The 26379-nt window shown below is 53.3% G+C and carries 25 protein-coding genes and 1 other RNA gene; 4 read left to right on the top strand and 22 right to left on the bottom strand.

From position 1 onward, the window contains the following. Positions 1 to 25: 25 nt before the first annotated feature. The 17 genes from BB497_10715 to BB497_10635 all read right to left on the bottom strand — a co-directional run bounded on the left by BB497_10715 (position 26) and on the right by BB497_10635 (position 19061). The gene (locus BB497_10715; GenBank protein AVI63129.1) at positions 26 to 937 is read right to left on the bottom strand and encodes a UDP-3-O-[3-hydroxymyristoyl] N-acetylglucosamine deacetylase; all 912 of its coding nucleotides are present in this window, start codon (positions 935 to 937) and stop codon (positions 26 to 28) included. A 156-nt stretch (positions 938 to 1093) separates the two neighbouring features. Beyond that, a complete protein-coding gene (locus BB497_10710; protein ID AVI63128.1) occupies positions 1094 to 2269 on the bottom strand; it encodes a cell division protein FtsZ in 1176 nt (391 codons plus the stop codon). A 34-nt stretch (positions 2270 to 2303) separates the two neighbouring features. After that, positions 2304 to 3593: a cell division protein FtsA gene (locus BB497_10705; GenBank protein ID AVI63127.1), complete on the bottom strand. Its 1290-nt coding sequence runs from the start codon at positions 3591 to 3593 to the stop codon at positions 2304 to 2306. A 313-nt stretch (positions 3594 to 3906) separates the two neighbouring features. Beyond that, positions 3907 to 4620 carry a cell division protein FtsQ gene (locus tag BB497_10700; protein AVI63126.1) on the bottom strand — a complete coding sequence of 238 codons (714 nt, stop codon included), beginning with the start codon at positions 4618 to 4620 and terminating at the stop codon, positions 3907 to 3909. 10 nt (positions 4621 to 4630) lie between these two features. Then, a complete protein-coding gene (locus BB497_10695; protein AVI63125.1) occupies positions 4631 to 5572 on the bottom strand; it encodes a D-alanine--D-alanine ligase in 942 nt (313 codons plus the stop codon). Next, entirely contained in the window at positions 5569 to 7038 is a 1470-nt protein-coding gene (locus tag BB497_10690) for a UDP-N-acetylmuramate--L-alanine ligase (GenBank protein ID AVI63124.1), read from the bottom strand. The genes BB497_10695 and BB497_10690 overlap by 4 nt, the downstream gene beginning before the upstream one ends. Further along, positions 7035 to 8099: an undecaprenyldiphospho-muramoylpentapeptide beta-N-acetylglucosaminyltransferase gene (locus BB497_10685; protein ID AVI64337.1), complete on the bottom strand. Its 1065-nt coding sequence runs from the start codon at positions 8097 to 8099 to the stop codon at positions 7035 to 7037. The genes BB497_10690 and BB497_10685 overlap by 4 nt, the downstream gene beginning before the upstream one ends. A gap of 51 nt (positions 8100 to 8150) precedes the next feature. Beyond that, complete coding sequence (locus BB497_10680) at positions 8151 to 9332, bottom strand: cell division protein FtsW (GenBank protein AVI63123.1); 1182 nt, start codon at positions 9330 to 9332, stop codon at positions 8151 to 8153. Further along, positions 9329 to 10708, bottom strand: a complete 1380-nt coding sequence (locus tag BB497_10675; GenBank protein ID AVI63122.1) for a UDP-N-acetylmuramoylalanine--D-glutamate ligase — start codon at positions 10706 to 10708, stop codon at positions 9329 to 9331. Before BB497_10675 ends, BB497_10680 begins: the two co-directional genes overlap by 4 nt. A gap of 54 nt (positions 10709 to 10762) precedes the next feature. Continuing rightward, positions 10763 to 11845: a phospho-N-acetylmuramoyl-pentapeptide-transferase gene (locus BB497_10670; GenBank protein AVI63121.1), complete on the bottom strand. Its 1083-nt coding sequence runs from the start codon at positions 11843 to 11845 to the stop codon at positions 10763 to 10765. Positions 11846 to 11859: 14 nt separating this feature from the next. Further along, positions 11860 to 13209: a UDP-N-acetylmuramoyl-tripeptide--D-alanyl-D-alanine ligase gene (locus BB497_10665; GenBank protein ID AVI63120.1), complete on the bottom strand. Its 1350-nt coding sequence runs from the start codon at positions 13207 to 13209 to the stop codon at positions 11860 to 11862. Next, entirely contained in the window at positions 13206 to 14720 is a 1515-nt protein-coding gene (locus tag BB497_10660) for a UDP-N-acetylmuramoyl-L-alanyl-D-glutamate--2,6-diaminopimelate ligase (GenBank protein ID AVI63119.1), read from the bottom strand. Before BB497_10660 ends, BB497_10665 begins: the two co-directional genes overlap by 4 nt. Before the next feature lie 16 nt (positions 14721 to 14736). Then, positions 14737 to 16443: a cell division protein gene (locus BB497_10655; GenBank protein AVI63118.1), complete on the bottom strand. Its 1707-nt coding sequence runs from the start codon at positions 16441 to 16443 to the stop codon at positions 14737 to 14739. Next, the gene (locus BB497_10650; GenBank protein AVI63117.1) at positions 16440 to 16775 is read right to left on the bottom strand and encodes a cell division protein FtsL; all 336 of its coding nucleotides are present in this window, start codon (positions 16773 to 16775) and stop codon (positions 16440 to 16442) included. Before BB497_10650 ends, BB497_10655 begins: the two co-directional genes overlap by 4 nt. A 14-nt stretch (positions 16776 to 16789) precedes the next feature. Next, on the bottom strand, positions 16790 to 17746 hold the full coding sequence (locus tag BB497_10645) for a 16S rRNA (cytosine(1402)-N(4))-methyltransferase (GenBank protein AVI63116.1): 957 nt from the start codon (positions 17744 to 17746) through the stop codon (positions 16790 to 16792). A 53-nt stretch (positions 17747 to 17799) separates the two neighbouring features. Beyond that, positions 17800 to 18171, bottom strand: an RNA gene (gene rnpB, locus BB497_10640) — RNase P RNA component class A. Between the two features lie 32 nt (positions 18172 to 18203). Then, entirely contained in the window at positions 18204 to 19061 is an 858-nt protein-coding gene (locus BB497_10635; GenBank protein ID AVI63115.1) for a 16S rRNA (cytidine(1402)-2'-O)-methyltransferase, read from the bottom strand. Between the two features lie 113 nt (positions 19062 to 19174). Between BB497_10635 and BB497_10630 the strand changes: the two genes are divergently transcribed. From BB497_10630 to BB497_10615, 4 genes are read left to right on the top strand one after another with little or no spacing between them, the layout of a single operon-like run. Then, the gene (locus BB497_10630) at positions 19175 to 20680 is read left to right on the top strand and encodes an LppC family lipoprotein (protein AVI63114.1); all 1506 of its coding nucleotides are present in this window, start codon (positions 19175 to 19177) and stop codon (positions 20678 to 20680) included. Further along, on the top strand, positions 20670 to 21041 hold the full coding sequence (locus BB497_10625; protein AVI63113.1) for a YraN family protein: 372 nt from the start codon (positions 20670 to 20672) through the stop codon (positions 21039 to 21041). Before BB497_10630 ends, BB497_10625 begins: the two co-directional genes overlap by 11 nt. A 22-nt stretch (positions 21042 to 21063) precedes the next feature. Next, a complete protein-coding gene (locus tag BB497_10620) occupies positions 21064 to 21657 on the top strand; it encodes a phosphoheptose isomerase (protein AVI63112.1) in 594 nt (197 codons plus the stop codon). A gap of 45 nt (positions 21658 to 21702) precedes the next feature. Beyond that, positions 21703 to 22275, top strand: coding sequence for a transporter (locus BB497_10615; protein ID AVI63111.1), 573 nt, complete (start codon positions 21703 to 21705; stop codon positions 22273 to 22275). A 104-nt stretch (positions 22276 to 22379) separates the two neighbouring features. Here BB497_10615 and BB497_10610 read toward each other — a convergent pair whose 3' ends face one another. From BB497_10610 to BB497_10590, 5 genes are all read right to left on the bottom strand, one after another. Continuing rightward, on the bottom strand, positions 22380 to 22883 hold the full coding sequence (locus BB497_10610; protein AVI63110.1) for a ClpXP protease specificity-enhancing factor: 504 nt from the start codon (positions 22881 to 22883) through the stop codon (positions 22380 to 22382). A 61-nt stretch (positions 22884 to 22944) separates the two neighbouring features. After that, positions 22945 to 23571 (bottom strand): stringent starvation protein A, encoded by a 627-nt coding sequence (locus BB497_10605; protein ID AVI63109.1) that lies wholly within the window; start codon positions 23569 to 23571, stop codon positions 22945 to 22947. Positions 23572 to 23721: 150 nt separating this feature from the next. Then, entirely contained in the window at positions 23722 to 24489 is a 768-nt protein-coding gene (locus BB497_10600; protein ID AVI63108.1) for a cytochrome C, read from the bottom strand. Next, positions 24489 to 25748, bottom strand: a complete 1260-nt coding sequence (locus BB497_10595; protein AVI63107.1) for a cytochrome B — start codon at positions 25746 to 25748, stop codon at positions 24489 to 24491. Before BB497_10595 ends, BB497_10600 begins: the two co-directional genes overlap by 1 nt. Continuing rightward, complete coding sequence (locus BB497_10590; protein ID AVI63106.1) at positions 25748 to 26338, bottom strand: ubiquinol-cytochrome c reductase iron-sulfur subunit; 591 nt, start codon at positions 26336 to 26338, stop codon at positions 25748 to 25750. Before BB497_10590 ends, BB497_10595 begins: the two co-directional genes overlap by 1 nt. Positions 26339 to 26379: the final 41 nt, after the last annotated feature.

The raw sequence follows: 26379 nt of genomic DNA, 5'->3' as shown, positions 1-26379 counted from the left end.
CCAGCCATGCGTTCCACACGATTTACTATGCCATGGCAGGCGCCGAGTAGGAGATAGGCGCAACGGCTTTCTCTTCTTCGAACGTCACGATCTCATAGGCATCAGGCTGCGCCATTAGCTCACGGCAAAGCTGATTATTAAGGGCATGACCCGACTTTATGCCACGGAACTCACCAATCAGGCTATAGCCTAGCTGGTAAAGGTCGCCGATCGCGTCAAGCACCTTATGTTTGACGAACTCGTCTTCATAACGTAGCCCGCCTTCATTAACGATACGGTAGTCGTCAACCACGATAGCATTATCAAGACTGCCGCCGAGGGCTAGATTATTAGAGCGCAAAAACTCTAAATCGCGCATAAAGCCAAAAGTTCGCGCGCGGGAGACTTCTTTAACAAACGACGTCGTCGAGAAATCAATAAGTGCAGTTTGCTTTTGTTGATCAAATACGGGGTGGTCAAAATCGATGGCAAACGCAACTTTGAAGCCCTGATGCGGCAGAAAAACGGCCTCTTTGTCGCCATCGCTCACCGCGACGCGACGCTTAATGCGAATAAACTTCTTAGGCGCATCCTGCTCAAGAATGCCCGCCGACTGGATCAGAAAAACAAATGGACTAGCACTGCCGTCCATAATGGGCACTTCAGGAGCACTAACATCTACATATGCGTTGTCGATACCCAATCCCGCAAAAGCTGACATTAGATGTTCAACCGTTGCCACTTTTACACCTTCGTTAGAAAGCGCGGTGCACAGCGTTGTATCTTCGACCAACTCTGCGCGAGCGGGCACATGCACCGCGGGATCTAAATCGGTTCTGACGAACACAATACCTGTATTTACCGGCGCCGGACGCAAAGCCAAGTGGACTTTTTTGCCAGAGTGCAGACCCACTCCAGTGGCGCGGATGACGTTTTGTAGTGTGCGTTGTCTGATCATGGGCAGTGGTCGAGCTCTAATGTCGGCGGTTATCGGCTCAAAAAACAGCAAATACCGCAAAAGGAAAGTTATCAAACAGTGTTCACTTTAACAGCAAACAAGCGCTTTAACCAATAAAACTCTCGTTTGCTGTAGCAGCGATACATTCAACGCGGCTTAATCCGCCTGACGGCGCAAAAAAGCAGGGATGTCCAGATAATCGTCTGCTTCTGAGGCGCGACGCTTTTCTGGCCGAGGCTTAGCAGCCGGTGCAGGTGCTTCGGCGCGAGCCGTCGCCTGCTGACGCATAACGGTTGGTTGCTGGAGCTTGCGGTAATCAGATGATTCAGCTGTTGAGCGACGTGCAGGCTCACGCGTGGCCGCCTTTGCTTTGCTGCCATCCAAGCCAGCTGCAACAACCGTTACCCGCAGCTCATCAGACATTTCCATATCAATGGAGGTCCCGACGACGATAGTGGCTTCCTGTGAAGCAAACTCTTGAACGGTAGCCCCTACATCGTTGAACTCACCAATCGATAAGTCAGGCCCTGCCGTAATATTTACCAGGATGCCGCGAGCGCCGTGCAGATCGATATCTTCCAGCAACGGGCTACGGATAGCTTTTTCAGCCGCTTCACGCGCACGGTTTTCACCGGTAGCACCGCCGGTACCCATCATCGCCATGCCCATTTCAGACATAACAGTACGCACGTCAGCGAAATCGACGTTAATGATACCCGGGCTGGTAATCAGTTCGGCAATACCTTGTACCGCGCCCAGCAATACATCGTTGGCGGCACTAAACGCGGTGAGCAGTGTGGCATTTTTACCGAGCACTGAAAGTAGTTTTTCGTTAGGAATAGTGATTAGTGAGTCCACGTGCTCGGAGAGCTCTTTCATGCCCTCTTCTGCCGCGCGCATTCGCTTAGGCCCTTCAAACGGGAAGGGGCGGGTCACCACAGCCACCGTCAAAATGCCCAGCTCTTTGGCCACCTGAGCAACGACCGGTGCCCCGCCAGTACCTGTACCACCACCCATGCCAGCGGTAATGAACACCATATCAGCGCCATTTAACAGCTCAGCAATTCGGTCTCGATCTTCCATGGCAGCTTGGCGTCCAACCTCTGGATTGGCGCCAGCGCCTAACCCTTTGGTTATTTCACTACCAAGCTGCAAAACCGTTTTTGCGGATACGCGTTTAAGCGCCTGGGCATCGGTATTGGCGCAAATAAACTCTACGCCTTCGATGTTGCTCTCGACCATGTGGTTGACAGCATTACCGCCGCCGCCGCCAACGCCGACCACTTTGATGACCGCACTGCTCGAGGGTGCGTTATCTACCAATTCGAACATAAGCCCCGTCTCCTGAACCGCGCTTGCGGCCCTGTCAGAAATTTCCTTTGAACCAGCCTTTAATTTTCGCCAGCGCTGGATTGCCTTCCTTGCTATCACGCCGGGCAAGCTCGTTACGCCCTTTGTGCGCGGCAACGACTCCCCCATGGCTTTCTAGGCCTTGCCCATGTCGCATTTCCTGCAAGGCATAATGTAGCAAGCCAACGCCCGTTGCATAAATAGGATTACGCACCACGTCCGCCAACCCCCTCACATTTTGCGGGCAGGCAATACGAACCGGCATATGAAAAATCTCTTCTGCTAGTTCGCTAACGCCTTCCATGCGCGAGGTGCCACCGGTAAGCACAACCCCAGCGGCTACCATGTCTTCATAACCACTACGGCGTAATTCGTCTCTTACCAGTGTAAAGAGTTCTTCGTAGCGCGGCTCTACCACTTCGGCTAATGCCTGGCGTGATAAATCTCGCGATGGACGATCCCCTACACTGGGTACTTTAATCATTTCATCACTTGCTGCGAGGTGAGTCAGCGCGCAGGCGTATTTTACTTTAATTTCTTCAGCATGCTGGGTAGGCGTACGCAGCGCCATTGCGATGTCATTAGTGACTTGATCACCGGCAATGGGTATCACTGCAGTATGGCGAATTGCCCCTTCGGTAAATATAGCCATATCAGTGGTACCACCGCCAATATCGACCATACAAACGCCCAGTTCGCGCTCATCTTCAGTGAGCACTGCCATACTGGAAGCAAGCTGCTCAAGAATAATGGCATCAACATCTAGGCCACAACGGCGCACACATTTTTCAATGTTTTGCACCGCGTTTAATGCAGCAGTGACAAGATGCACCTGCGCCTCTAACCGAACGCCCGACATACCCAGCGGTTCACGGATGCCACCTTGCGCATCGATTGAGAATTCTTGAGGCAGAACATGTAATACCCGCTGCCCTTCCGAGACAGCTCTGGCGCGAGCTGAGTCAATCACACGCTCAATATCCGATGGCGTTACTTCACGCTCTTTGATGGCTACCACGCCATCTGAGTTCATCGAACTAATATGGCTACCGGCAACGCCAACATAGACAGAATGAATATCGCAGCCAGCCATCAACTCAGCTTCCTCAACGGCTCGTTGAATAGACTGGACCGTTGATTCAATATTAATGACTACGCCGCGTTTCATACCACGCGATGGATGAGAACCGATTCCCGCAATTTCGATCCCGCCATCATCGGTGGGTTGACCGACTATCGCGACGACCTTGGACGTTCCAATGTCCAGCCCGACAACCATATTGGATGCATTGGGTGAGCCTGCCATGAGTCGGAAAATCTCCTTATCGTAATTTGAAAAGTTGTCTTATTAATGGATGACGCTAGCTCGGCAAAGATTCCAATGGGCGTCAACCAAAACATTGTTAAATGTTGATCGATAAAATGCAGCTAAAAAGCCAAAAGGAATAAATAAAACCCACAAAATTACCGATAGAGACATAGTATAGAAACAATAGTCGCAATACGACTAGTCCATGCCCACGATAATGGGCTTAACGGGCAATTAAAACCCTATCAGTGAGTTTCAGTGTTGGTAACCGGTCACATTTACCTGCTTTTTACACATTGTAGACAGCCTATTACTCTGCATTATCTTCAAAATCGCTCTCGCCATGCCAAGCTACAGCGACGCCATTAGGGTAACGCAGGTCGATATAACGAATATGTTCGCTAAGCTGGGATAACTCCCGCTGCCAGGAGGCAGATAAGCGCGCCAGGCGTACTTCATGCTGACGCCTGCCCAACATCACCCACGCCCCATTATCTAACTGTAATCGCCACGCCCCTCGTGGCTCTAAACGTAGTTGCGCCAGCGATAGTGATAAGTTCGCAAAATGCGGGGTTAGCCGATGATAAAAAGTAAGCACCTCTTCACTGCTACCTACCGGGCCCGCAAGATCGGGCAACCCTGAAGGAGCTGTCAGCGGGGCAAACGCAAAGGGTTCCCCCTGAGGATTAAGCAAAAAATCGTCATTCCAGCGAGCCACCGGCACTTGTTCAACCAGCTCAAAAACCAACGCATTGGGCCACTCTCGGGAAATACGCACTTCGTTTAACCAGCCAATGGCTAGGGCACGACTGCGAAGATCGCCCAAATCGGCGGACAGCCATGTGGAGTTTTGCACGAGCGGCGCTAACTGGGTGCGTAAGTAATCAGCACTGACATAGTCCCACTCCCCTCGAATCGAGACCCGCTCGATAGGGCGGTCTAGCCAGAGCCAAAGCGCGCGACTGCCAGCGCCTAGTAAGAGCGCCAGCAGAATGATACCTAACCACGCATTACGCCTTTTCATAAGGCCATCTTCATGATGAGCTCTGTTTGCCAGCAGTCTGCAGTATCTGCACTACCAGCTGATCAAAACCAATCCCAGCATGCGCAGCCGCCTGAGGTACCAAACTATGGTCGGTCATTCCTGGCACGGTATTGACCTCGATTAGCCAGAATTTGCCATCAGCATCCCTCATAACATCGACACGCCCCCAGCCCTCACCACCAATGGCTGCAAATGCTTGTTGGCAAAGCGATGCTAGCGCTTGTTCATCCTGGGCTTCTAAACCACAAGGAAGATGATACTGGGTGGTATTGGCAATGTATTTAGCCTCGTAATCATAAAAACCTCCCGGCACCTCGACGCGTATCGCAGGGAGTACTTCATCACCCAGCAGTGCAACGGTGTACTCTTCACCGACAATAAACCGCTCCGCCATGACACGGGCATCGTACTTGGTTGCAGCATGGTAGGCTGACACCAACTCTTCTTGGCTTTTAACGATACTAATACCCAGCGTGGAGCCTTCGTGGACGGGCTTTACCATCATCGGCAGCCCTAACTGGGTGACCACCGACGCCCAATTTGACTCAGCATTCAACGTAATGCTTTCTGGTGTTGGCAAGCCCACCGCTTGCCAAACCTGCTTTGTGCGCTGTTTATCCATACCTAGAGCGGAGGCTAAAACACCGCTGCCAGTGTAGGGAATATTTAAAAGCTCCAGCGCTCCCTGGAAAGTACCATCCTCACCACCACGACCGTGCAGAGCAACAAATACAGCCGTGGGAGCCAATTGTTCAAGGCCAACTAAGCCATTTTCTCGCAGGTCGTAGCCGATTGCCTGAATCCCTTGCCGCTTCAAGGCATCCAAAATAGCGGCACCGCTTTTAAGCGATACTTCACGCTCGGCGGATCGTCCACCGTAGACCACAACCACCCGCGCTAAGCGATCTGCCTGGGATACTTGGGCACTCATAGCTCAACCTCGTCCAACACCAGTTTGGCCTGCGCTAAACGCAGCGATATGCCGCCCACGTCGCCAGCCCCTTGGGTAATTAAAATATCGTCCGGACGCAATACATTGCCCAGCAACGCAGGAAGCTCTTGCTTGTGTTCTACAAACAGCGGGTCAACATCGCCACGTTGGCGGATAGAGCCGGCTAACGTGCGCCCTTCGGCTCCTGGGATTACTGCTTCACCAGCGCTATACACGTCCAGCAAAATAAGTGTGTCCACTTGCGAGAGCACCCTAACAAAATCTTCATAGAGATCGCGGGTACGGCTATAGCGATGTGGCTGGTATAGCATGACCAAGCGGCGCTTCGGCCAGCCAGCGCGAACAGCCTGAATAACCATATCCACTTCACGGGGATGGTGGCCATAGTCATCTACCAGCATGACTTCGCCGGTGCTCTTAGGCGTCGGAAAATGACCATGGACTTGAAAGCGCCTACCCACCCCGGCAAAACTGGCAAGGCCACGCAAGATAGCCTCATCGCTAACACCCGCATCAGTGGCGACCACAATGGCCGCCATGGCGTTTAATGCGTTATGCCGACCTGGCATGGCCAGCCGAACAGCTAGCGGTGCCGCGCCACCTGGCCGCAAAGCAGTAAATGACACTTCTCCGGCCTGCTGGCTAAAATCAACAATGCGGTAATCGGCATCGCTATCAAACCCGTAGGTCACAAACTGTCGCTTCACCCTTTCAAGCAGGCCGCGCACATGCGGGTCATCTACACAGAGCACAGCTAGCCCATAAAACGGCAAGTTGTGCAAAAACTCGATAAAGGTATTTTTCAGCCGCTCAAAGTCACCGCCATAAGTAGCCATATGATCAGCATCGATATTGGTAACAATCGACACCATCGGCTGCAGGTGTAAAAACGACGCGTCTGATTCATCGGCTTCAGCGACCAGGTAATCTCCCTCTCCCAGACGCGCATTAGCACCTGCACTGGTGAGCTTTCCGCCGATAACGAAGGTTGGATCTAAGCCACCTTCCGCCAGCAGCGTGGCAGTAAGGCTTGTGGTGGTGGTTTTTCCATGAGTCCCCGCCACAGCAATGCCATGACGAAAGCGCATAAGCTCAGCCAGCATCTCTGCACGACGAACCACGGGCACACGGTGCTCATGGGCCCAGCGAATTTCGGGATTGGTTTCGTCAACTGCGCTAGACACTACAACAACGTCAGCACCTTGGACATTCTCTTCGGCATGCCCAATCGCCACACACACACCGCACTGACGCAAGCGCTCTACCACAGTAGACGCTTTCACATCACTGCCGCTGACGCTATACCCTTGGTTTGCCAACACTTCTGCAATACCACACATGCCTGCGCCACCGATGCCCACAAAATGCAGCCGCTTAATGCGGCGCATACCTGGACCGCTTGGGCGAACATCTCGTAAAGACGTACTCTTAGCTATATCGGTCACGCAGTTTCTCCTTGATTTACTAACGACAGACAGCCATCTGTTAAGCGCCGAGTAGCATCCAAATAAGCCGCCTGACGGGCTTTGGAGGCCATCTCTGCTAACCTGTCTGGGGTTAATAATTCATTTAAATAGTCAGTTAAGCGCTGTGGCGTGAGGTCTGCCTGCACAACACAAACGGCAGCCCCCGCCTTCACCAAAACCTCAGCATTGACACGCTGGTGATCGTCAACAGCAAAAGGAAACGGCACTAAAAGGGCAGGCTTTGCAGACGCTGCAAGCTCTGCAACCGTGAGCGCACCTGCTCGACAAACCACAAGATCAGCCCACTCATAGGCCGCTGCCATATCATCAATAAACGGACTTACTTCTGCTTCGACGCCCTGTTCGGCGTATGCTTGTGCCGTAAGCTCATCACGCTCCTTACCCGCTTGATGGCGCACGTTTGGGCGCAACTCTGGCGCCATCGCAGCTAATGCCGACGGCAATCGCTCATTTAGCGCCACGGCACCCAGCGACCCACCGACTACCAGTAAGCGAAGCGGCCGGGCACTCATGGTGGCAGCAGCGCGGGGTTGCTCTCCTATGACAGCAATATCCTCCCGCACTGGGTTGCCAATCACCTCAGCACGGGGCCCAAACGCCTCAGCGAAAGCCGCATAGGTGCGCGTTGCCAAGCGGGAAAGAACCCGATTGGTCAAACCAGCAACAGCATTTTGCTCATGAATCACTAACGGAACGCGAGACAACCATGCAGCAAGCCCGCCTGGCCCGCTAGCAAAACCGCCCAACCCAACAACCACATGGGGCTTAAAGGTATTTATTACACGGCGCGCCTGCATTACAGCCCGCGAGAGATTAAGCGGTGCTTTCAGCCAACCACTTGCCCCGTTACCACGCAACCCGCTAATCGCAATCGTGTGCAGCCGAATACCCGCTTCGGGAACTAGGCGATTCTCGATGCCTCTAGGGCTACCTAACCACTCAACGTCAACATCATGGGCTTGTAATGCACGAGCCAACGAGAGCGCGGGGATAACATGGCCTCCGGTTCCCCCAGCCATAATTAAAATGCGCCGACGTGAATTCGTTGTCACACACCACTCCTTAAATAATTACGATAACCGTGGTTCATGACGAGGCTTGTAAGGCGTAGGCGTACGGCGCGGTCGATGACGTGTTTCCGCATCCACTCTAAGCAGCAACCCCACCATCAGGCCGGTGACCAATAAACTTGAACCGCCATAGCTAATCAGCGGAAGCGTTAAGCCTTTGGTGGGTAGTAACCCAGCACTGACCGCCATGTTAATAAAGGCTTGCGCAGCAATAATAAAACCGATGCCATAGCTAACGTAGGCACCAAACATATGGCCTGCCAGCTCTGCTCGGCGTGCAATCCACATCGTCCGAGTAATAAAGACCGTGAACAGCAGCACAACAATAATGGCACCAATCATGCCCAGCTCTTCTGCGACCACAGCAAAAATAAAGTCAGTATGCGCTTCTGGCAAATAGTGAAGCTTTTGAACGCTATTACCTAACCCCGTCCCGGTAACATGCCCTCGACCAAACGCAATGAGTGCCTGAGTTAACTGATACCCAGTGGCAAACTGGTCAGCCCAGGGGTCTAAAAAACTTGTCCAGCGGGCTAAACGATAAGGCTCCATCACCACCATCATGACAGCGCCTGATGCCAATACGCCGCCACTGCCCAACAACAGCGTCAGCGATGCGCCGCTCATCATTAGCATGCCAATAACACAGACGGTGTAAACCACCATGCCACCAAAATCAGGCGCCAAAAAAAGCAGCCCCGCTGGTATTGCCAAGACGGCTAACGGGCGCCACATACTAAAAGCGCGCTGACGAAGTTCGTAGGTAAAGCGCGACATGAACGCCGCCATATAAAAAATCAGGCCCAGTTTGGCAAACTCGGAAACCTGTAAGCTTGGCAGCGGCCCAGGTAATGAAATCCAGCGCTTACTGCCATTGACCTCTTGGCCGATAATAAGCACTAAAACAAGCATAAAAATACTGGCGAGCAGTAGTAACGCCGCATTTTGGCGCCAAACCTCCAGCGGCACGCTAATCATAACCAGGCATGCCAGTATGGATATCACTAAGAAAATACCGTGCTGGCGAGAGTAGTAATAACTGTTTTCCAATAAGCCTATGGAAGCGGAGCTAACCATGACCCACCCCAGCCCCGCCAGCCCAATGACCGATATGATGAGCCAAATATCGCAGGGGTAGTGGCGCGTGGTTAGCGATTCCCGCAGACGCTCTAGCCGACTCATGGGTTCACCTCAACCTGCCTGCCTGCTAACCAGCCCCGAAATGCATCGCCGCGTTCTTGGTAGTTGGCAAATTGGTCAAGGCTTGCACAGGCGGGGGAAAGCAACACGCAATCACCTGGCTGGGCTATTTGCCAAGCAGCCTCCATAGCCTGGAACAAATTATTGACCTGACGAACGTTATTAGAGGCAGAGAGCGCAGCAGATAAACGTGGCGCATCTTCACCAAACAGCAATACCGCCCTGGCACACCCTGCTAGCGGCGCCGCCAGTGGTGTAAAGTCTGCGCCTTTGCCAACACCACCGGCCAATAAAATCAGCTTTCCTGTCAGCGTCGCACTAATGCCGTTGATCGCAGCAAGGGTGGCACCTACGTTGGTGCCTTTTGAATCGTTTACCCACGTCACCCCGTTGATGTTAGCCACAGTTTCACTGCGATGGGCTAACCCTTTAAATGCACAAAGCGCTTCACACATTGACTGCTTGCTAAAGCCAAGTGCTCTGCCCATTGCCAACGCAGCCAAAGCATTCATATAGTTATGCTGACCTGCAACGGTTAGTGCGTCGGCGCGGAGCCATGGGTCACTTCCTTGAACGAGCATGACGTGCCCATCTATATTTACCAGCCCCCACTCATCTCCTTTCGGCGGCGCTGAGGTGAAGCTTTCCAGGCTTGCGACTTCATTTTGTGGCCAAGTAAGAGGGTCATCGGCATTGATAATGGCGTGCTTCGCACCTAAGAAGATCCGCTGCTTAGCGGCCTGATAGCCCGCCATATCACCATGGCGATCCAAATGATCTTCACAAATATTTAAAAAGGCTGCTGAGGCAGCGCCTAAATAGGGCGTGGTTTCCAACTGAAAGCTGGAAAGCTCCAAAATATAGAGATCGGCATCAGGGTGTTCCGTCAACAAGTCCAGAGCAGGCGTTCCTAAATTACCTCCAACCGCTGCACATACACCCGAGCAGGCGGCCATTTCGCCTAACAGAGTGGTTACCGTAGATTTCGCATTGGAGCCAGTAATCGCGGCGATTGGGGCGTTAACAGCACGGGTAAAAAGGGCGATCTCACCTATCAACACTGGCTCATCGGTAGCTGTGTTACGGCGCGTCAATAACCCCTCAAGGCCAGGTGTGCGGGGGTCTACCCCTGGGCTTATTACCACTTCATGGACATGCGTAAAATCGATAGCGGTTAGAGGGCCGCAGTGCACTGTGATGCCTGGGTGAGCAGCATAAAAGTCATCCAACCCCGGTGGGGCTTTACGGGTATCAGCCACCATAAAGGGGGTATTGTTACGCGCTAGATGGCGGCAGATAGCCCGCCCTGATATTCCCAGGCCAACCACGACGGTCATTCCATGTGCTACTTGCACCATTGATCTGGCTCCTTTACACAACACGCCATTAGCACTCTGTTACTACTCGACTCATCAACGGACTTTCAGCGTGGCTAAACCGAGCAGTACCAGCACAACGGTGATAATCCAGAAGCGCACAATAACCCGGGGCTCTGGCCAACCTTTAAGCTCATAGTGGTGATGCAGCGGCGCCATGCGGAAAATACGCCTGCCTGTCATTTTATAAGAAGCAACCTGGAGAATGACCGATACCGTTTCCAGTACAAAAATCCCGCCCATAATGAACAAGATGATTTCTTGGCGAACAATTACCGCCACCACACCCAACGCTGCACCAAGGGCTAGTGCACCAACATCCCCCATAAATACTTGGGCGGGATAGGTGTTAAACCATAAGAACCCTAACCCTGCGCCTGCGATAGTGGCGCAAAATATTGCCAGTTCGCCGGTGCCATTAATAAAGGGAATATGGAGATAGTTGGCAAACACCGCATTACCACTGGCATAGGCAAACACGGCAAGCCCCATGGCCACCAGCACCGTTGGCATAATGGCCAGGCCATCTAGGCCGTCTGTCAGGTTAACGGCATTAGAGCTACCCACAATCACAAAGTAGGTCAGCACGATGTAGAACACACCCAGAGGGAGGGCAACATCTTTAAAGAGGGGCACTAGCAGACTGGTTTCCACTGGCGTTGACGCCGTGACGTAAAGCACGATAGCAGCGCCCAAACCGACGACCGATTGCCAAAAATATTTCCACCGTGCAGGCAGGCCTCTGGGATTTTTTTCAACCACTTTACGGTAGTCGTCCACCCAGCCAATCGCACCGAAGCCCAGGGTTACTGCCAACACCACCCACACATAATGGTTGGTTAAATCTCCCCACATTAGTGTGCTGATCGCGATGGCAAGCAAAATCATGGCGCCACCCATGGTGGGCGTACCTGCCTTAGAAAGATGCGACTGAGGGCCATCATCGCGAACCGCTTGCCCGATCTGACCTTCTACTAATCGTCGAATGACCCACGGCCCTAGCCATAGGCAAAGCATCAAGGAAGTCAGTGCGGCCAAAATAACGCGTAACGTAAGGTAGTTAAAAACCTGAAAAGCAGTTTGATATTGGGCTAAAAAATTCGCCAGGTGAAGTAACATGAACGGCGTTTACCTTATTTATCCGAACGCAGCGCGGCGATGACATTTTCCATGCCCGCGCTCCGCGACCCTTTCACCAGCAGCGTGGTGTCAGGCGGCAACGTATTAATAATATGACGCACAAGCGTCTCGTGGTCGTCAAAATGCAGCCCGCGACCAAAGGCGTCACTGGCTGAACGCGCGGCATCACCGTACGTCAGCAGCGTTTCGATGCCAAGCGAGGCAGCAAAGCGGCCAATCTCAGCATGCAGTGTTTCAGATGCCTGCCCAAGCTCCCCCATCGCCCCCAGAGCACACCAACGCGGAGCAGGAAAGCTTGCCAGCGTCTCTAATGCCGCTTTAACCGCACCAGGGTTGGCGTTGTACGTGTCATCTAGCAGTGTGGCATTACGTAAACCCGGCACACTGCTCAAGCGCCCTGGCAGGCAGGGCAAGCGCGACAGGCCCGACACCACTTTTGCTGGCGCCACGCCAACCATAAGTGCCGCAGCAGCGGCAGCTAGGGCATTGCTAACATTGTGCTTACCCATCAGCGGCAAACAGACATTACCAAGCGCCTGCCCTTGATAAACAAGCGTGAAAGCATACCGCCCCTGTGGGTCACAGGAAAGGGCATCGGCGTACACATCTGCATGACTGTCCCAGCCGTAGCTGATAACGCGACGCGGGGCAGCGCAAGCTGCCCAAAAAGCGAAATAGCGATCTTCTCTATTGAGCACTGCCACGCCGTTGGCGCTTAAGCCCGATAAAATTTCACTTTTCGCCTGGGCAATCTGGCCCATACCGCCAAATTCGCCTACATGGGCTCCGGTCACATTCGTAATAATGGCAACATCAGGCGCCGTTAGCTGGCTGGTCCAGGCAATTTCACCTAGATGGTTCGCCCCAAGCTCCACAACTGCCGCCTGGTGAGCCGGAGTAAGCCGCAGTAGCGTCAACGGCACACCAAAATCGTTATTTAAGTTGCCCTCTGTTGCTAGCACTTCGCCCAGAGGTGCTAACAGCGCAGCGGCCATCTCTTTGACGGTCGTTTTACCACTGTTACCCGTCACTGCGACGACAGGCAGCTGATAGCGATGACGCCATGCCCGCGCCAGCAGACCTAGCCCCAGGCGGGTATCAGCACACACTAATTGCGGTAAAGCGCTGCTCGCCTCTTGCTCTACTAACGCGGCCGCCGCGCCCTGCGCGTACGCTTGCTCAAGAAACTCATGGCCGTCAAAACGTGGCCCTTTGAGTGCGACAAACAAGCAGCCCGGCACAATCTGGCGAGTATCCGTCACCACCGCGGTTAACGGTAGCTCGGGCAACGATGGCGACAAAAGATTGAGTGCCGCCGCAACATCCCCCAACGTCCAACTCACTGCCCAGCACCTGTGGCCGCTAAGTCTTTTAACGCCAAAGCTTTTAGCACCTGCTCTTCATCTTGATAAGCATGGCGAACTCCCGCTATCTCCTGATAGGCCTCGTGACCTTTGCCTGCTAACAGCACCACATCCTGCGGACCTGCCTGCTGAATTACATGGGCAATAGCTGCGCGGCGATCACCCTGCTCGGTAAAAGGGGTATCCGGTGAGAGACCCGTAATAATTTGGCGGCGAATTTCCTCGGCAGACTCAAAGCGGGGATTATCGTCGGTGATGACGATATGGTCTGCGATGCGCTCGGCAACCGCAGCCATTTCAGCACGCTTGCCCGCATCACGATCACCACCGCAACCAAAAAGACACCACAACTTGCCTTCGCTTCCGCCTAGGTGCGCTTTAAGTGCGTCCAGTGCATTGTGCAGGGCATCCGGGGTGTGGGCATAGTCGATCACGACACTTGGCCCGCCAGCTGCTCGATAGAGTTCCATTCGCCCTGGTACTGGTGCGAGCGTTGACGCCACTTCAAACAAGCGATCAAGCGACTCCCCTAAGCCATAGAGCACAGCCATTGCCAACAGCACGTTGTCTAAGTTAAAGCGACCCATGAGACTAAGATCAAGGGCCTTTTCACCCTCAGGCGTAGCAATGAGCGCTTGCTGCCCCTGCTCATGGGGATGCCAATCAAGTACACGTAGCGTCACTGCCTCATCACGACCCGCAGCCAGTACACGCACGTTACTCTCGCACCCTGCTAGCATCAGGCGTGCTAAAGGATCATCGGCGTTTACCACGGCAAGCGTTAGCTCGGCGCGGCGAAAAAGCTTGGCTTTAGCTGCGGCGTACGCGGCCATACTGCCGTGATAATCCAGGTGATCGCGGGTTAGATTGGTAAAAACGCCTACATCAACATCAACCGCCTCTAAACGATATTGATCCAATGCATGGGAGGAAGCTTCAAGCGCAACGCGCTTTACCCCTTGCCGCGCTAAATCGCCTAAAATATGCTGAAGTGCCAGAGGGCCAGGTGTCGTAAGCCCGCTTTCTACTAATTGACCAGGGCGGCCAACGCCTAAAGTGCCGACAACCCCTGCGGGCGTGTTTAACAATTCGCTCAAGGCCGCAATATAGTGGGTAACTGAGCTTTTACCGTTAGTGCCAGTAACCGCAATGACTTGTAAATCGTTAGGCACCTCAAACAGCGCCTTGCCTAACTCACCAAGGCGCAAAGAGAGATGCGGCAAGTAGAGCACGCGGTCCTCTAAGGTGACGCTGCTCTGCTTGGTGTGCGCCAATACTAACGATGCGCCGGACTCAAGCGCATGCTCAATAAATGCTCGTCCATCCTGCTGGCTTCCCGGCACTGCCACAAACACATCACCGACTTTCAGTTGGCGGGAATCCGTTATTAAATGAAATTTTTCAGGCAATCGCGCCTCAATCTCAGGCAATACGGCACTCGGCCACACCTGTTTTAATGCCCGCCATAAATTGTCTGGGTGCAACGTCATGCAATCTCCTTCAACGCTATTCGACCTCATGATCAGGCGGTACGTCCAGTAACCGCAACGCATTGCCCGTTACACTTGAAAATACCGGTGCTGCCACTGCTCCACCGTAAAAATCACCTGCCTTGGGGTGGTCGATCATCACCACGGTAACAATACGCGGGTCTGAAATCGGCGCAATGCCTGCAAAAACACTGCGATAGGCATCGGCAATATAGCCCTGCTGACCCGTTTTACGCACCGTGCCAGTTTTGCCGCCCACACGATATCCTTCAACTCGTGCGCGACGGCCGCCCGAGTAGGCACCTACCGACGTCTCTAAAACGTCTAAAAGGTCATTCGCCACACTAGGTGAAATAGCAGGAATTCCTTTGGGAGGCTCTGACAGCCTTAACAATGAAGGTGGTAAACGCTCTCCACCATTCGCCAGAGCTGTATAGGCGCTGGCTAGCTGTAGTGCTGATGTCGAAAGCCCGTAGCCATAGGATAATGCGGCCCGCTCGCTACGCGACCAGCGAACCGGCGCGGGCAAGCTACCCGTCGACTCGCCTGGAAAGCCAGTGCCGGGGCTTTGCCCCAAGCCTAGCTGGTTATACTTTTCCCAAATGGCCGTATCGCTCAACTGAAGCGCCAGACGAGACATACCAATATTGGACGATTTCTCTAAAATCCCAGCCAGATCCAGGTCGCCGTAGTTACGAAAATCGCGGATGGTAAACTGGTCGATTCGCATCCAACCCGGCGAGGTGTCAACAACTACATCTCGGTCCACTAGCCCGCTTTCCAGAATAGCCGCCATCGCTAGCGGCTTCATGACCGAACCGGGTTCGAACACGTCCACTAACGCCTGATTTCGCAAACCTCGGGGGTCGAGCCCTGCCCGGTTATTAGGGTTGTAAGAAGGCAAATTCGCCATCGCCAACACTTCACCTGTGCGGGCATCGAGCATCACCAGCACACCACCATCCGCCTCATGTTCGGCAACAGCGGCACGCAGCTCTCGATACGCCATATACTGGATGCGCTGATCAATCGCGAGCGTTAGCTCACCACCTGGTTGGGCATCACGAATCACCCCAAGCTCACGCACCAGCCGCCCCCGGCGGTCTTTAATTACCCGACGCTGGCCCGGACGCCCAGCTAAATAAGGCTGATAGGCAAGCTCCAAACCCTCCTGGCCAACGTCATCTACGTTGGTAACACCCAACACTTGAGCGGCCACTTCACCGGCGGGATAGTAGCGTTTATATTCCCGCTGGGGATAAACCCCTGGCGTTCGCAGATCAAGAATGCGCTGCGCCGCTTCTGGCGTCATTTGGCGGCGCAGATACATAAACTCTCGGCTGCTAAAGCGTGCTACCCGAGACTCAAAGTCATCCGGCGTCCACCCTAGCGCCTGGGCCAGCATAAAGCGCTGAATGCCATCACTGGGCAATTCTTGGGGGTTAGCCCAAAGCGTGACGACGGGCGTCGAGATAGCCAGGGGCTCGCCATTGCGGTCGGTAATCATCCCCCGGTGGGAAGGAATTGCCTCATGACGCAGGGTGCGTGCATCCCCCTGACTCTGAAGGAAAGGACGGTCGATAACTTGCAGAAGCGTAATTCGCCCGATCAGAATACTCGACGCTAAAATCACGATAATCAATATGAATAGGAAACGCCCGCCAGCCAGTGGAGGCGCAACCGGCAGTTGCCGGGACATCCCACCCCGCCGCTGCCGATTCATGGCCGGATGACCTCGACATCATTTACATCGGGAATACGCATATCTAGCCGTTCCGTGGCAATTTGTTCGATCCGCGCTGGGGTTGACCAAGCGCCCTCTTCAAGCAGCAGCTGCCCCCACTCCGTTTGCAGCTGGTTTTTCTCCTGCTCCAGCTGTTGAAGTTGAGCAAACTGAACCCTCGTCATATGTGTGGTCGTCACGACAGCTAGCCCCGTCGCCATACAGCATAGGAACAGTACGCCGATAACAAGTGGCCACAAGCGCATACGCAGCTTGAATGGCCATTCAGTGCGTAACGTTGAGACCCAATGCTGAATCCGATCCATGCTCATGAATACATCCGTGATCACATCCGTTTGCGGGCGGCTCGCATCACAGCGCTACGTGCTCGAGGATTGGCATCTAACTCAGCATCACTTGGCCTTACGCCTTTGCCTAGCGCCTCAAGACGGCGATTTAACTGGTCATCGCGGATGGGGACTCCTCGCGGCAAATGGGTATCTCCCCGCACGTGGTGGCGAATAAACCGCTTAACCCGACGATCTTCTAACGAGTGAAAGCTAATCACGACTAAGTGCCCGCCGGGGGCTAGCGCTTCAAGCGCCGCGTCAAGCGCCGCGTCAAGCTGTTCCAACTCGCCGTTTAAATAAATACGCAGACCTTGAAACGCTTTCGTCGCAGGATGCCGGCCCTTTTCCCAGGCTGGGTGGGCGGTTTTAAGCACCTCAGCTAAATCCACGGTGTGAGTAAACGGCGTTTCGCTCCGCCGCGTAACCACCGCACGGGCTAAACGTTTGGCGTAGCGCTCTTCGCCAAATGTTTTAAAGACATGGGCTATATCGGCTTCGCGGGCACGGGCTAAAAACTCAGCGGCACTCTGCCCTTTGGTAGGATCCATGCGCATATCCAGCGGGCCGTTGCGCATAAAGCTGAAACCCCGTTCCGGATCATCCAGTTGCGGCGATGAGACCCCCACATCCAGCAGTACGCCCGACAACTTGCCGTGAAGCCCTTGTTCTTGGGCAAACTCAGCTAAACGCGAAAACTCACGCTGGGTAATTTGAAAGCGGGAATCGTCAATTTCAGCGGCAGCAGCAATGGCCTGGGGATCACGATCCATGGCCATTAAGCGCCCCTGCTCGCTTAACCGCGAAAGAATAACGCGAGAGTGCCCACCGCGACCAAAAGTGCCGTCTATATAGATACCGTCGGGGTCGTGAACTAGCGCATCAACCGCCCCTTCTAACAACACGCTGGTATGGCGAAAGCTAGGAGCGACCTGGTCAGCGTCAGGAGAAGGCATGTTACTCTCACACAAAATTTAGGAGGGTGTACTGAGCACACCCTTTAATGGAAATGGGGAGTCGGCCGATAAGCCGGGTTCTGTCGTGGACAGTCATTCCTCTAGGCGCTACGTCACCGCAGCGCTCAAGCAACCTACCCGGACCCAGCGCGGGCCACGCCATTGGGTCCCTATTTGGTCTTGCTCCGAGTGGGGTTTACCATGCCACGCGCTGTTGCCAGGCGCGCGGTGCGCTCTTACCGCACCCTTTCACCCTTACCGGCCCCTGAGGTTTATTTCAGGAGCTTAGGCGGTCTACTCTCTGCTGCACTTTCCGTCGGCTTACACCGCCCAGGCGTTACCTGGCACTCTGCCCTATGGAGCCCGGACTTTCCTCCCCTAGCGGCCCTTACGGGAACATTAGCGGCGACTGTCTGGCCAACTCCGGCGGCAAGCATACCAGCGCCATGCGTTTGCCTCAATGCTCACCTTTAATTGCTTGTAATCTGGCATACCACTCTTGCTTACGCCCACCTAACATTCTGGCTGCAACCGCCGCTCCCTGCTTAACTCCCACCCCTTCCGCCAACAGTGATTTGAGCAACTCATCTGCATGAATTGCTTGATGATCACCCAGCGCCACCGCCGGTGCTCCGGAGATAATCACCACAAACTCTCCCCTTGCCTGATTGGGGTCGTCCGTCAAACATTGAATCAACTCTTCAGGTGAGCCGTGCAGAAATGTTTCAAATGTTTTGGTTAGCTCCCTGGCCAGCACGACGTTTCGCGCAGGCATTTGCTCTCGCAACGCCTCTAGTGTGTGCAAGATGCGGTGAGGCGACTCATAAAACACCAGCGTCTCTTCCCGCGCCTCCCACTGCTCTAATGCCTGACGGCGCGCTCCTGGTTTAGCGGGCAAAAAACCACCAAACGTAAACCGATCAGTGGGTAAGCCCGCTCCCGATAGAGCGGCAACCAGGGCACACGCACCAGGCAACGGCACTATTTTGCGCCCTCGTGCGCGCAGCTCTCTTACCAACACAAAGCCCGGGTCGCTAATTAACGGCGTACCTGCATCACTGATCAGCGCAATATCCTCGCCTGCCTGAAGAAAGGCATCCAGCGTATCTACTCGCCGCGCTTCATTATGATCATGCAGTGACAGCATTGGTTTATTGACCCCAAGATGGGCTAGCAGACGCCCGCTATGCCGCGTGTCCTCGGCAGCAACCCGCGATACCTGCGCTAATACCCGGGCAGCTCGTGGCGTTAAGTCTTCCAAATTCCCAATTGGGGTAGCAACCACGTACAATGTACCCGGATCTTGGTGTGTCATCGTGACTCCCGATTTGTTAATGGCTTGCCCTGGCGACGCGCTATGCTGATGCAATGGCCTATTCACCAGCTTGCTGAGCGGCGACAGCGCAAATGGAAACTAAGGAAGGATACATGAAACAGTCATTACGTGGCTTACTCGCCACTGCCTTCATGGCACTTCTCATCACAGGGTGTGCCATGCAGCCCCCCAGCGTGGTAGATCGAGTACCCGACCAGGATGCTAACCGCTTACTTAGCCAAGCTGAACAGCAAGCTCCTGAACAAGCGGCACAAACACGTTTAGAAGCAGCAAACATACTTGCCCAGCAGGGACAACGCGAAAACGCGTTTGAGGCGGCAGATTCAATTGATGAAAGCCTGCTTTCTGATACAGATAGGGTTCGCTGGGCAATGCTTTACTCTGAACTTGCCCGCGGCTTAGACAACCCTCGCGCAGTGCTACGTGCAACGCAGGTGCTTGATGATGAGCTGCCGATGCAGGCCAATCAGCAAGAAACACTGGCTGAACGCCAGCAATGGGCACGAGAAGCACTTGATCAACCGGGCGTTTCGACTGTTTCAATACCCGAGCTTGAAGGTGCCAACATTCAGCGTATTCTCGTCGCGCTGCCGGAATCTGGCCCACTAAGCAGCGTTGCCTCCACGATCGCCACCGCCATGCGTAACCATAACGAGATTCGTGGTAACGGCGTACAGCTTAGCTTTCTAGATACCTCCCAATACTCGCTGGACGAGATTTACAACCGTGCCGCGCAGATGAATGCACAACTGGTTATTGGCCCGCTCGACAAAGGCCAGGTTACACAGCTTGAGCAGCGCGACAGCGTACCAATGCCCACCCTAGCGCTGAACTATGGCAATAGCGATCGCAACCGTGCCAGCCGCCTGCTCCAATACGGTTTATCCGCTGAAGATGAAGCACGCCAAGCCGCTCGACGTGCCTATCAAGACGGCCACCGCCAAATGTCCGTTATGGTGCCAGACAATGACTGGGGTCGACGTGTAGGGGAAGCCTTTTGGAACGAATACCACCGCCAAGGGGGCGAAGTCACTAACGCAGTACGTTACAACCCCAGCAGCTCTGTTTCTAACGCTGTCCAAACCGCACTTAATGTGAGTGGTGAGCGGGCACGCCTTAGCAACATTGATGCACTGTTTTTATTAGCACTACCTGATTACGCACGGCAAGTACCTCCCACGATGGATTACTACTACGCGCCAAACCTACCTATTTATGCAACATCGCACCTGCATGAAGGACGTCGGCAAATACGCCTGGATCAAGACCTTAACGATGTGATGTTTATGGATATTCCTTGGCAAATTCCTGACGCAGCCGTTGGCGGCGAGGAAGTCTTACCCTTCTACAGCACCTATCAGCGTCTTCGCGATGAAACCGATGCTTCTTCGTTTCGCCTAATGGCGATGGGCGTTGATGCCCTTGAACTTGCCACACGCTTATCGGATCTTTCATCCCTTGAGGGGCTGAGTGGAAGCACTGGCACGCTCCGCCTCGCCGATGATGGCCGCATATACCGCGAACTACCCTGGGCGAAGTTCCAGAACGGCACTCCTTCGCCGATTTTGATTCCTGGCCTGATAGGAAATGACGAATAACGCTCGCACAGCCCGATTCCGCGGCGCAGCCATTGAGCAACTTGCTGCTCAATGGCTGCAACAACATGGCTTAATACTGGTTGCCAGTAACCATCATGTTAAGGGTGGCGAACTGGATCTGGTGATGATGGATCAAGACACTCTAGTCTTCGTTGAAGTTAAACACCGAACCACAACCCGCTACGGCCACCCCTTAGAAACAGTTAATGCACAAAAGCGGCAGCGACTGATCCGCGCAGCCAGTTTATATATTGCTCGATACGCTGTTTCCAGCCCTTGCCGCTTTGATATTCTAGCGATTGTTGGCACGCCACCCTCTCTTGAGTTTCACTGGGAAAAAGCAGCCTTCGACGCTTACTGACTCTTTTAACTAGGAAGCCCTAATGGACTTTCAATCACGCATACTCGACCATTTCAATGCCAGCATTGATACTAAGACTTACGCCAGTGAAGTGCTGCCGCCTTTCATCGAGGTCGCCAGTCAAATGATGGTGCAGTGCTTGGTCAACGAAGGAAAAATCCTTGCATGCGGCAATGGCGGGAGTGCGGGAGATAGCCAGCACTTCTCCTCCGAACTACTTAACCGCTTCGAACGTGAGCGCCCTAGCCTTCCGGCCCTAGCCCTAACGACGGACACCTCAACACTTACCTCTATTGCTAACGATTACAGCTATAACGAGGTATTTTCAAAACAGATCAGAGCCCTTGGCCAGCCTGGTGATGTGCTGCTAGCCATCTCAACCAGCGGCAACTCAGCCAATGTGGTACAGGCAATTCAGGCTGCCCACGACCGAGACATGACCGTTGTAGCACTTACAGGACGCGACGGTGGCAATATGGCATCACTTTTAGGTCAAGATGATTGTGAAATCCGCGTTCCCGCCACCTCGACGGCCCGCATCCAAGAAGTCCATTTGCTCGTCATTCACTGTTTATGTGATTTAATTGATGAACAGTTGTTTGGTGGCGCTGCCTAAGCAGCTACACATGCCTACTTACCTCTTTTTATAGGAATCACCGCCATGGCCCTGGGTTTCTCTTCTCGAAAACTTATTTTGGCTGCCCTGTGCAGCGCTGTAGTACTCAGCGGCTGCGCCAACAACGCAGCGTCAAACCCTGCCAACTACGGCCAACGCAGCAATGATGTTGAAGCGGTAGACGCGACCATTGAGCGCGAAGCCGAACGTGCGCTTGCGCGCGCTGACGCCCGGCTTGGCGATGCCCGTATCCGCGCGCACAGCTATAACGGCTCTTTACTGCTGGTTGGCCAAGTACCTAGCGAGGAACTTCGCTCAAAGGCAGGTAACGTTGTCAGCTCACTTAGGGGCGTCAATGAGGTTCACAACGAGCTTGCCATTGCGGCACGCCTTCCCGCCAGTCAGCGCTTAACTGATACTTGGTTAACAACGAATGTTATCAGCCATCTAGCGACTAACGATCGCATCGACTCTTCTAAATTGAAAGTGACCACAGAAAACGCCAGCGTTTACTTAATGGGTATGGTGTCTCGTGAAGAAGCTGACCGTATTGTAAATGCAGCCTCCTCAGTGGGCGGAATTCAGCGAATCGTCAAAGTATTCGATTATATTGATTGATACAGGCTATCGGCATTGCCAAAAAAGCCTCACACGGTTAACCCGTGTGAGGCTTTTTTATTAGCCATAACCACTCTTTGCAGACAGCCAGCTAAGTCAGGGCGCTACTTCACCACTCGCAGAGTAGGCTTTTTCTTAGGCTTCTCTTTCTTTGAAGCCGACTTGCCGTCCTCTTTATCAGAAAAAGATTCGGTGACAGTGAGCTCAGGCTTAGTAGTTTTAGCGCTCTCGCCCGATGCTCCGCCATCAAGTTCAGCATTCTCAAGATCGATATCATCGAATTCCGATGAGCCTAACTCAGGTTCATGTCCAAACACCATGCCTGCGCCATTTTCACGTGCATAAATGGCAATTAGCGCAGGTGTAGGAATCATTACCTGCATCGGCTGACCGCCAAAACGCGCGTTAAAACCAATCGCTTGGTTTTCCATAAATAGGTCACGCACCGCCGTTGGCGCTGCATTGAGTACTATTTGGCCATTTTGCACAAACTGCCGCGGAACTTCGACTCCCGGCTGTGTTGCATCAACAACAAAATAAGGCGTCAGCTCATTATCCAGCAACCACTCATAAAGGGCACGGGCGAGATAGGGACGGCTCGATTTCATAAGACTCCCACCTCCTAACAAGTAGCCCCCACCACTAGCTAAGCGGAGGGGTTATATGAATTCAAGCGCGCATCTCTTTTTCACGCTCATTTAAAGAGGCCTTAAACGCTTCACGCTCAAACACTCGCGACATATAGCTTAAAAGTGGCTTCACCTGCTTTTCAGGTAGCTCAATATTCAGCTCTGGCAAACGCCACAAAATGGGCGCAAGGCAGCAGTCTACCAAGGTAAACTCTTCGCTCATAAAGAAGGGCATATCTTCAAAAATCGGCGATATACCAATCAGGCTTTCGCGGAGTTCTTTACGTGCTTTATCAGCCTCTTTTTTCCCACCACTACGAATCTGCTCCAGCATCGGGCACCACTCACGCTCAATACGATGCATCCAGAGGCGACTTTGAGCACGCGCCACCGGATAGACAGGCAGCAGAGGAGGATGTGGAAAGCGCTCATCCAAGTACTCCATCATGACTTTAGATTCGTACAGCACCAAGTCACGATCTAACAGTGTAGGCACACTGTTGTACGGGTTGAGGTCTGCTAACTCTTCGGGTGACTGCCCATCAATAACTTCAACGATATCGACAGCTACCCCCTTTTCAGCCAGAACAATGCGTACACGATGACTGAAATGATCATCACTACCTGAGTAAAAGATCATTGACGACCGCTTGGCCACAACACCCATGAAAGCATCCTCGCATCAAAACAATCTAGAATAATAACACGCCAGCCCTACCTTAGGGGAAGATAGCCTGCTGCGTATAACGATTGAACAGACAAACAAAAGGCGCACGGCTTTTGCCGTGCGCCTGCCTGCCTATCTTAACGCTACTGATTAGTGGACATCTCGCCAATACTCACGCTTGAGCAGGTAAGCAATCACACCAAAGATAAAGATAAAGATAAGGACTTTAGGTGCCAGCGCCTGAGCTTTCAGCTTAGAAGGCTCACCCACATAGGCAAGGAAGTTGGTTAGATCGTAAACCGCTTCCTCAAACTCAGCAGGTTCCATGGAGCCTGGCTGAGTCACCTGTAGCACATCACAGGACTGATATTTACCTGACAAAGGATCTGGCGACTGACCGCGTACGGGCTGATCCGTTTCAGAGCAAACCATCTCCTGCACGCCCTGCAGCGGCTCCAGCACGTTTGGCATCGCTGACGCTTCAAGCACCATATTATTAACACCCAGCGGCTGACCAGGATCACGATAGAAGGTCAGCAAATAGGAGTAGATATAGTCTGAACCCCGCAGACGGTTAAACAGCGTAAGGTCTGGCGGCGCAACGCCAAACCAGCCCTCGGATTCACCCGACTGCATAGCGATATGCATCTGATCATTGAAGGCCAAACCGCTGGAGAAAATCAGATTCTCTTCTACCAGCTCTTGAGGCATATCAAGATCTGCAGCCGCACGAGAGAAACGCTGATGCTCAAGCGAGTGACAGCCCATGCAGTAGTTCACATACATCTGCATCCCACGCTGGAGTGACTCTTTATCATGCAGATCAGGCGTCATAGAGAAGGGCTGCTCCGGAAGCGGCGCTGCCATGACCGTAAAAGGCAACAACGCGAAGAGCAGTACGAATAGTTGCTTTTTCATTAGCCAGTCACCCTTTCTGGAACGGGTTTAGTTTTCTCCATGCTGGTGTAAATCGGCATCAGAATGAAGAAGGCGAAGTAGAGCACCGTACAGATCTGTGCAACCAAGGTACGCATCGGCGTTGCAGGAATCGCGCCTAGAACCCCTAAAATCACGAAGCTGATGGCAAAAACGGTAATGGCGATACGTGATAACCAGCCCTTATAACGCATAGACCTAACCGGGCTTCGATCAAGCCAAGGCAGCACAAACAGAATAGCAATCGCACCACCCATTGCTAATACACCTAAGAACTCGGCACGCAGACCCAGGAAGTCAAAGGTAATAGCACGCAAGATGGCGTAGAACGGCGTGAAATACCATACAGGTGCAATGTGGTCAGGCGTTACCATCGGGTTGGCAGGCTCAAAGTTAGGCCGCTCTAGGAAGTAACCACCCCCCTCAGGGAAGTAGAACAACACCACAGCAAACACAAACAAGAACACCGCAATGCCGACAAGATCCTTCACCGTATAGTAGGGGTGGAAAGGAATACCATCCAGCGGTTTACCCGACTCATCTTTTTTGGCTTTTATATCAACGCCATCAGGATTGTTCGAGCCCACTTCGTGCAACGCAATGATGTGCAGCACAACCAGCGCCAGAATAACAATGGGCAATGCGACTACGTGCAGCGCAAAGAAGCGGTTAAGCGTAATACCCGAGATCAGGAAGTCACCGCGAATCCACTGGGCAAGCTCAGGGCCGATACCAGGGATAGTGGCAAACAGGGAAATAATAACCTGTGCACCCCAGTAAGACATCTGACCCCACGGCAGCAGGTAGCCCATAAACGCTTCTGCCATGAGCAGAAGATAGATGGCCATACCAAAGATCCACACCAATTCACGTGGTGCTTTGTAGGATCCGTACAGTAAAGCACGGAACATATGCAGATAAATGACGACAAAGAAGGCAGAGGCACCGGTTGAGTGCATGTAGCGGATGAGCCAGCCATACTCCACATCGCGCATGATGTATTCAACAGAGCTGAAGGCGCCCTCGGCAGACGGGTTATAGCTCATGGTAAGCCATACGCCCGTCAAGATCTGATTCACCAAGACCAAAAGCGCTAATACGCCAAAAATATAGAAGAAGTTGAAGTTCTTCGGGGCGTAATACTGCGTCAAGTGCTCCTGCATCATCTGAGTCGCTGGGAAGCGGTCATCAATCCAACGCATGATGCCACTTTCAGCTTTGGCTTTATTTGGATTACCCATTAGGCAGCCTCCTCATCTTCACCCACTATGATGTCCTCGCCCTCAAAACGATAGGGCGGCACCTCAAGGTTGGTAGGCGCAGGTACGTTACGGAATACACGACCAGCCAGATCAAAATAGGATCCATGGCATGGACAGAAGAAACCACCCGGCCAGTTATCCGTTACCGCTGCCTCAGGCTCCGGACGATATAGTGGAGAACAGCCTAGGTGAGTACAGACACCTACCATTACCCCCACCTCAGGACGTATAGAGCGCAGCGGGCCCGTAATATAACTAGGCTGTTGCTGCTCACTGGAATCTGGGTCGGCAAGACGACCTGGATCCAAGCTTTCTGTACGCTCATTCATTTCAGGCGTTCGATTAATGATCCACACCGGACGCCCACGCCATTCGATGGTGACACGCTGCCCCGGTTCGAGCTTAGAAAAATTAGCTCGAACCGGCGCACCGGCCGCCAACGCTCTGGCACTAGGCTGCCATGAAGCCACAAAGGGTACCGCAACCCCGACAGCGCCCACCGCCCCAACAACGGAGGTGGCACCCACGAGGAAACGGCGCCGACCTTTGTTTACGCCGTTATCTGCCATTTCTGGTTTCTCCCATCAGCTTACCCGTTCCGTCGCAAAGG

The organism is Halomonas sp. GFAJ-1, assembly GCA_002966495.1.
GTDB lineage: Bacteria > Pseudomonadota > Gammaproteobacteria > Pseudomonadales > Halomonadaceae > Vreelandella.
This window is presented reverse-complemented; position numbering and strand designations above follow the sequence as displayed.

What these genes read in the sequence shown, in the direction of transcription:
- BB497_10715 (AVI63129.1), bottom strand. Translation starts at nt 937, where the DNA reads ATGATCAGACAACGCACACTACAAAACGTCATCCGCGCCACTGGAGTG.
- BB497_10710 (AVI63128.1), bottom strand. Translation starts at nt 2,269, where the DNA reads ATGTTCGAATTGGTAGATAACGCACCCTCGAGCAGTGCGGTCATCAAA.
- BB497_10705 (AVI63127.1), bottom strand. Translation starts at nt 3,593, where the DNA reads ATGGCAGGCTCACCCAATGCATCCAATATGGTTGTCGGGCTGGACATT.
- BB497_10700 (AVI63126.1), bottom strand. Translation starts at nt 4,620, where the DNA reads ATGAAAAGGCGTAATGCGTGGTTAGGTATCATTCTGCTGGCGCTCTTA.
- BB497_10695 (AVI63125.1), bottom strand. Translation starts at nt 5,572, where the DNA reads ATGAGTGCCCAAGTATCCCAGGCAGATCGCTTAGCGCGGGTGGTTGTG.
- BB497_10685 (AVI64337.1), bottom strand. Translation starts at nt 8,099, where the DNA reads ATGGCTGGGGGAACCGGAGGCCATGTTATCCCCGCGCTCTCGTTGGCT.
- BB497_10680 (AVI63123.1), bottom strand. Translation starts at nt 9,332, where the DNA reads ATGAGTCGGCTAGAGCGTCTGCGGGAATCGCTAACCACGCGCCACTAC.
- BB497_10675 (AVI63122.1), bottom strand. Translation starts at nt 10,708, where the DNA reads ATGGTGCAAGTAGCACATGGAATGACCGTCGTGGTTGGCCTGGGAATA.
- BB497_10670 (AVI63121.1), bottom strand. Translation starts at nt 11,845, where the DNA reads ATGTTACTTCACCTGGCGAATTTTTTAGCCCAATATCAAACTGCTTTT.
- BB497_10660 (AVI63119.1), bottom strand. Translation starts at nt 14,720, where the DNA reads ATGACGTTGCACCCAGACAATTTATGGCGGGCATTAAAACAGGTGTGG.
- BB497_10655 (AVI63118.1), bottom strand. Translation starts at nt 16,443, where the DNA reads ATGAATCGGCAGCGGCGGGGTGGGATGTCCCGGCAACTGCCGGTTGCG.
- BB497_10650 (AVI63117.1), bottom strand. Translation starts at nt 16,775, where the DNA reads ATGAGCATGGATCGGATTCAGCATTGGGTCTCAACGTTACGCACTGAA.
- BB497_10645 (AVI63116.1), bottom strand. Translation starts at nt 17,746, where the DNA reads ATGCCTTCTCCTGACGCTGACCAGGTCGCTCCTAGCTTTCGCCATACC.
- BB497_10635 (AVI63115.1), bottom strand. Translation starts at nt 19,061, where the DNA reads ATGACACACCAAGATCCGGGTACATTGTACGTGGTTGCTACCCCAATT.
- BB497_10630 (AVI63114.1), top strand. Translation starts at nt 19,175, where the DNA reads ATGAAACAGTCATTACGTGGCTTACTCGCCACTGCCTTCATGGCACTT.
- BB497_10625 (AVI63113.1), top strand. Translation starts at nt 20,670, where the DNA reads ATGACGAATAACGCTCGCACAGCCCGATTCCGCGGCGCAGCCATTGAG.
- BB497_10620 (AVI63112.1), top strand. Translation starts at nt 21,064, where the DNA reads ATGGACTTTCAATCACGCATACTCGACCATTTCAATGCCAGCATTGAT.
- BB497_10615 (AVI63111.1), top strand. Translation starts at nt 21,703, where the DNA reads ATGGCCCTGGGTTTCTCTTCTCGAAAACTTATTTTGGCTGCCCTGTGC.
- BB497_10610 (AVI63110.1), bottom strand. Translation starts at nt 22,883, where the DNA reads ATGAAATCGAGCCGTCCCTATCTCGCCCGTGCCCTTTATGAGTGGTTG.
- BB497_10605 (AVI63109.1), bottom strand. Translation starts at nt 23,571, where the DNA reads ATGGGTGTTGTGGCCAAGCGGTCGTCAATGATCTTTTACTCAGGTAGT.
- BB497_10600 (AVI63108.1), bottom strand. Translation starts at nt 24,489, where the DNA reads ATGAAAAAGCAACTATTCGTACTGCTCTTCGCGTTGTTGCCTTTTACG.
- BB497_10595 (AVI63107.1), bottom strand. Translation starts at nt 25,748, where the DNA reads ATGGGTAATCCAAATAAAGCCAAAGCTGAAAGTGGCATCATGCGTTGG.
- BB497_10590 (AVI63106.1), bottom strand. Translation starts at nt 26,338, where the DNA reads ATGGCAGATAACGGCGTAAACAAAGGTCGGCGCCGTTTCCTCGTGGGT.